Below are 4,245 nucleotides of genomic sequence, written 5' to 3'. Positions count from 1 at the left end.
CCCACGGATGGAGGGTCCGCGCCGGCGGGCGCGGACAGGGCGGCCGTGACCGGCACGAGTGGGGACGGCAGCGGCCTGTCTGCGCGGCCGCGCCGCTACCGGCCCCCGGGACAGGGCCGGGCGGTGTACCGGATACGGCTCGCGGACGACGAACTCGCCGAGTTGCGCGAGGCAGCCGGACGCGTCCAGATGAGCCTCAGCGGCTACATCGCCGAGGCAGCCCTCACCGTGGCACGCAACACGCGACCGCCGACCCAGACGCCGTGGCGGGACGCCCTGGGGTCCGAGGAGGATCGGAACAGGAATTAGCGCTAAGCGGCGGCCGCTGGCCGGGTCCGGTTTGGGCTGGTCTACGTTGATCGTTCGTGCCGGTGGAGTTCCTGAGTGATGAGCAGGTCGCGGCGTACGGGCGGTTCGCTGGCGAGCCGGAGCGATCCGAGCTGGAGCGGTTCTTCTTCCTCGACGACGTCGACCGGGACCTGGTCGGCAAGCGCCGCGGTGAGCACAACCGGCTGGGGTTCGCGGTCCAGCTCGGGACGGTGCGCTTCCTCGGGACGTTCCTGACCGACCCGCTCGACGTGCCGTGGGGCGTTGTCGACTACCTGGCCGGCCAACTCGATGTGGCGGACCCGTCGGTGGTCAAGCGGTACACCGAGCGGCAGATGACCCCGTACGAGCACTCCTGGGAGATCCGGGAGGTGTTCGGCTACCGGGACTTCGGCGACCAGGACGCCGCCGGCGGCCTGCGGGAGTTCCTCGATGGCCGGGCGTGGGTGCACGCCGAGGGGCCGCACGCGCTGTTCGAGCAGGCGGTCGCCTGGCTGCGCCGGCACCGGGTACTGCTGCCAGGCGCCAGCGTGCTGGCCCGCCTGGTTGCGGCGGTGCGCGAGGCGGCCGCCGAACGGATGTACCGGACCCTCGCCGAGGCCGCGGCGGGCGCGGACCAGGAGCTGCCCGGCCGGCTGACGGAGCTGCTGCGGGTACCGGACCAGGCCCGGGTCTCCGAGCTGGAGCGGCTACGGCGCGCGCCGCGGCGAACGTCGGGCCCGGCGATGACCGAGGCACTCGACCGGGTGTCCCCGCTGGCCGACCGGCACATCAACATGCTCGGCCGCTACGCCTTCGCCGCCCCGCCCACCGGCACGGGTCTGCGCCCTCTGCGTGACCCGGGCGAGAACGATCAGGAGGAGTCATGACCGAGGATGGCGACCGGCCAGCGGGGCAGGACACGGCGGTGCCTCGGATTGGCCGCCCGACCGGGCGCACACGAACCTTCCACGGCCCGGTGCGGGTCGAGATCGCCCACGAAGGCTCCGCCACCCAGGTCGTCAGCTTCTACGGCAGCGAGGAGTCCGACCTGCTGCACGCCGCCGGCGACTGGATGAACGACCATCTCTACGCGGTGATCCTCGGCTTCGGCTTCGCGGACCTGCGCTATGACGACGACGGCGACAAGCTACCGCCGCAGCTGCGGCTGACGATGACGGTCGACATGTCCTACTACCGCTGATCAACGGCGCCGATCGAGCCGCGTGGGCCTGGTCAGGAGGCCGGCTGGTCGATACCGGGCAGCGGCCGCTCCAGCAGCCGGGTACGGAGCGCGAGGCGGTGATAGTCGGGGTTGAGATCGATCCCGACGTAGCGGCGGCCGAGCTGCAGCGCGACCATGCCGGTGGTCGCCGACCCGGAGAACGGGTCGAGCACGACCCCGCCGGGCGGGCAGCCGGTCAGGATCGCCCGCCGCGGGATCTCGGGCGGGAACACGGCGAAGTGCGCGCCGGGGAAGTTGGCGACCGGGATCTGCCAGACGTCGCCCGGATTACGGCCGGCTTGGTGGGCGGCGAAGTCGCGGTCGGCGGCCGTCACCGACGACTCGGGGTTGCGGCCCCGCCGGCCGGGCACACCCTGCTTCCTGCGCTGGGCCCACTCAGCACCGCCGGTCGGGTCGACCGGTGTCTCCCGGACGGGGTCGAGGTCGAAGTGGTAGCGCGCCGAGCGGGTCAGCAGGAACAGCGTCTCGGTACGCGAGGCGAACCGGTCGGTCACCGACTCCGGCATCGCGTTCGTCTTGGCCCACACGATCGCGTTGCGGACCGTCCAGCCGGCGTCCTGCAACGCGAACGCGACCCTCCAGGGGATACCGAGCAGGCTCTTGTAGGGCGCGGCCGCGGTGGTGTTCCGCCGCGGCGGAATCAGCTCGGCCCGGTCGGCGCGGCGTGTCAGGCCCACCGACGGGCCGCCGTTGGCCTTGCCCGCGTAGCTGTCGCCCAGGTTCAGCCAGCACGTCCCGTCCGGGTGCAGCACCCGGCGAACCTCCGTGAACACCTCGGCGAGCCGGGCGACGTAGGCCGCGGGCGTGGGCTCCAGGCCGATCTGGCCGGGCTCGCCGTAGTCACGCAACCCGAAGTACGGCGGCGAGGTCACCACACAGTGCACCGAGGCGTCCGGCAGACCCCGCAGGACCTGCGCCGCCTGGCCGACGTAGAGCGTCACCGTGTCGTCGTCGTGGAACGGCGTGACCGGGGTGGCGCTGGCCAGCGCGCGGCGTCGGGCCCGCTGCCGGCACGCGGGCGAGGCGAACCGGCCCGGCCGGCCCGTCGCGCTGCGGACGACCGTCTGGCCGCACTGGCATGCACAGAGGGTTTCGTGACCGGTCGTCGCGGGTTTCGTGACGTCGGTCGGGGCGGCGCCCAGGTCCATCGGGGGTCCTCCGCTTGGTTCTGATACCTACCAGTATCAGAACCAGTGTAGCCGTTTGGTTCTGATACTGCGGCCGAACGGCGCTACTATCGTCGGCGGAATGGTTCTGATACTGGGACGCGGGCCTGACGCCCGGGCGCCCACCTGACCGACCGGAGAACCCATGACCACCGAGGAGCTCATCGCCTGGCTCCGCGCCGAGGCCACCCGCCAGCCCGAGGCTGCCGGCCGGTTCCTGGACCGGGCCGCCGAACTCGAGACCGCCGAGCGCTGCGTCGATCCCTGGTGCGACCACCCCGTGGACGACCACGGCCGGTACGGCTGCGTCATCGCACGCTGCCGGTGCCACGTCGCCGGCCCGGCCACCACCGAGGACGACATCGTGGTGGGACCGCGAACCGACTACGACCCGGACCATCAGCCGCACGCCTGAACCGCCGCTACCCCGAGAGGACGTGGTCGGTGACGACCAGCGCCACCGCACCACCCACCGGCCGCGTCCGGCGCGGCGGCGAACGCCCGCCCGACCGGTACGCCGAGCTGTTCGCCGCCTACCGCGCCGAGCTCGACCACGTCCGGCTCGCCGAGCACTCCCGGCGCGCCTACGCCTCCCGGGTCGCCGGGTTCCTGCGCTGGCTCGACACCGACGGCGCCGCCGCGGACCCCACCGGCGCCGACCCGCTGTCCGACGCGCACGCCCGCGACTTCGCCGTCCGCGACTACCGGGCCCACCTGCTCACGGTCGCGAAGAAGCGGCCCGCGACCATCAACGCGCACCTGACCGCGCTCGACCACTTCTTCACCTGGCGCCACCTCGGCCGCGCCGTCGTCGACCGCGCCGACCTTCCCGAGCAGGCCCCTCGCGCCCTGACCGACGACGAGGCCCGCCGCGTGCTGCGCGCCGCCGAACGGCTGCCCTCGCTACGCGACCGCACGATCATCGAGCTGCTCTACAACACCGGCGTGCGCTGCGCCGAGCTCGTCGCCCTCGACCTCGACGACGTGCCCGTCACCGCCCGCACCGGAGCCGTCCACGTCCGGGCCGGCAAGGGCCGCGACGGCGGCAAGCCGCGCACCATCCCGGCCAACCCCCGGGCCCGCCGGGCGCTGACCGACTGGAAACCCGCCCGGGCCGCCTGGCCGAACGCCGAGGCCGACCCGGCGCTGTTCCTCAACCGCTACGGCCGCCGCCTGTCGACCCGCACCGTCGACCAGGTCGTCGCCGACCTCGGCCGCTCCGTCGGGATCGACGACCTGACCCCGCACGTCCTGCGGCACACCTTCGCGACCGCCATGCTCCGCCGCGGCGCCGACCTCGTCCTGGTCGCCGAGCTCCTCGGCCACGCGCGCACTGACACCACGCGCGTTTACACCAAGCCCACCGAGGCCGACCGCCTGCGCGCCGTCGAACTCCTGCCCGGCGACTCGTGAGCCCCGGACGGCGCCAAGATCACCGCGGTGTGGACAATACGTGGATCCGATCATGATTGGACACGAAAACGTGAACGTTTGTCCAGCTAGAGGCCATGATCACGATCCGTAAAG

The 4,245-nt window shown here is 72.8% G+C and carries 6 protein-coding genes; 5 read left to right on the top strand and 1 reads right to left on the bottom strand.

Features of this window, described 5'->3' with window-relative positions; translation table 11 throughout:
- From AC08OO_RS20150 to AC08OO_RS20140, 3 genes are all read left to right on the top strand, one after another.
- Window positions 1-309: hypothetical protein (locus AC08OO_RS20150; RefSeq protein ID WP_476618902.1), on the top strand; the 309-nt coding region annotated here is incomplete at its 5' end.
- 56 nt (window positions 310-365) lie between these two features.
- Window positions 366-1,196, top strand: a complete 831-nt coding sequence (locus tag AC08OO_RS20145) for a DUF4158 domain-containing protein (protein WP_476618901.1) — start codon at window positions 366-368, stop codon at window positions 1,194-1,196.
- Window positions 1,193-1,510, top strand: coding sequence for a hypothetical protein (locus AC08OO_RS20140; protein ID WP_011436758.1), 318 nt, complete (start codon window positions 1,193-1,195; stop codon window positions 1,508-1,510). The genes AC08OO_RS20145 and AC08OO_RS20140 overlap by 4 nt, the downstream gene beginning before the upstream one ends.
- A 32-nt stretch (window positions 1,511-1,542) precedes the next feature.
- Here AC08OO_RS20140 and AC08OO_RS20135 read toward each other — a convergent pair whose 3' ends face one another.
- Window positions 1,543-2,700 carry a DNA-methyltransferase gene (locus AC08OO_RS20135; RefSeq protein ID WP_476618900.1) on the bottom strand — a complete coding sequence of 386 codons (1,158 nt, stop codon included), beginning with the start codon at window positions 2,698-2,700 and terminating at the stop codon, window positions 1,543-1,545.
- Window positions 2,701-2,863: 163 nt separating this feature from the next.
- Between AC08OO_RS20135 and AC08OO_RS20130 the strand changes: the two genes are divergently transcribed.
- Window positions 2,864-3,133: a hypothetical protein gene (locus tag AC08OO_RS20130; RefSeq protein ID WP_476618899.1), complete on the top strand. Its 270-nt coding sequence runs from the start codon at window positions 2,864-2,866 to the stop codon at window positions 3,131-3,133.
- Between the two features lie 29 nt (window positions 3,134-3,162).
- Window positions 3,163-4,131 (top strand): tyrosine-type recombinase/integrase, encoded by a 969-nt coding sequence (locus tag AC08OO_RS20125; protein WP_476618898.1) that lies wholly within the window; start codon window positions 3,163-3,165, stop codon window positions 4,129-4,131.
- Window positions 4,132-4,245 lie beyond the last annotated feature (114 nt).

It is taken from the genome of Frankia sp. CeCAU1 (assembly GCF_977971845.1).
This window is presented reverse-complemented; position numbering and strand designations above follow the sequence as displayed.

Coding starts and splice junctions, on each gene's coding strand:
- AC08OO_RS20140 (WP_011436758.1), top strand. CDS start 1,193: ATGACCGAGGATGGCGACCGGCCAGCGGGGCAGGACACGGCGGTGCCT.
- AC08OO_RS20130 (WP_476618899.1), top strand. CDS start 2,864: ATGACCACCGAGGAGCTCATCGCCTGGCTCCGCGCCGAGGCCACCCGC.
- AC08OO_RS20135 (WP_476618900.1), bottom strand. CDS start 2,700: ATGGACCTGGGCGCCGCCCCGACCGACGTCACGAAACCCGCGACGACC.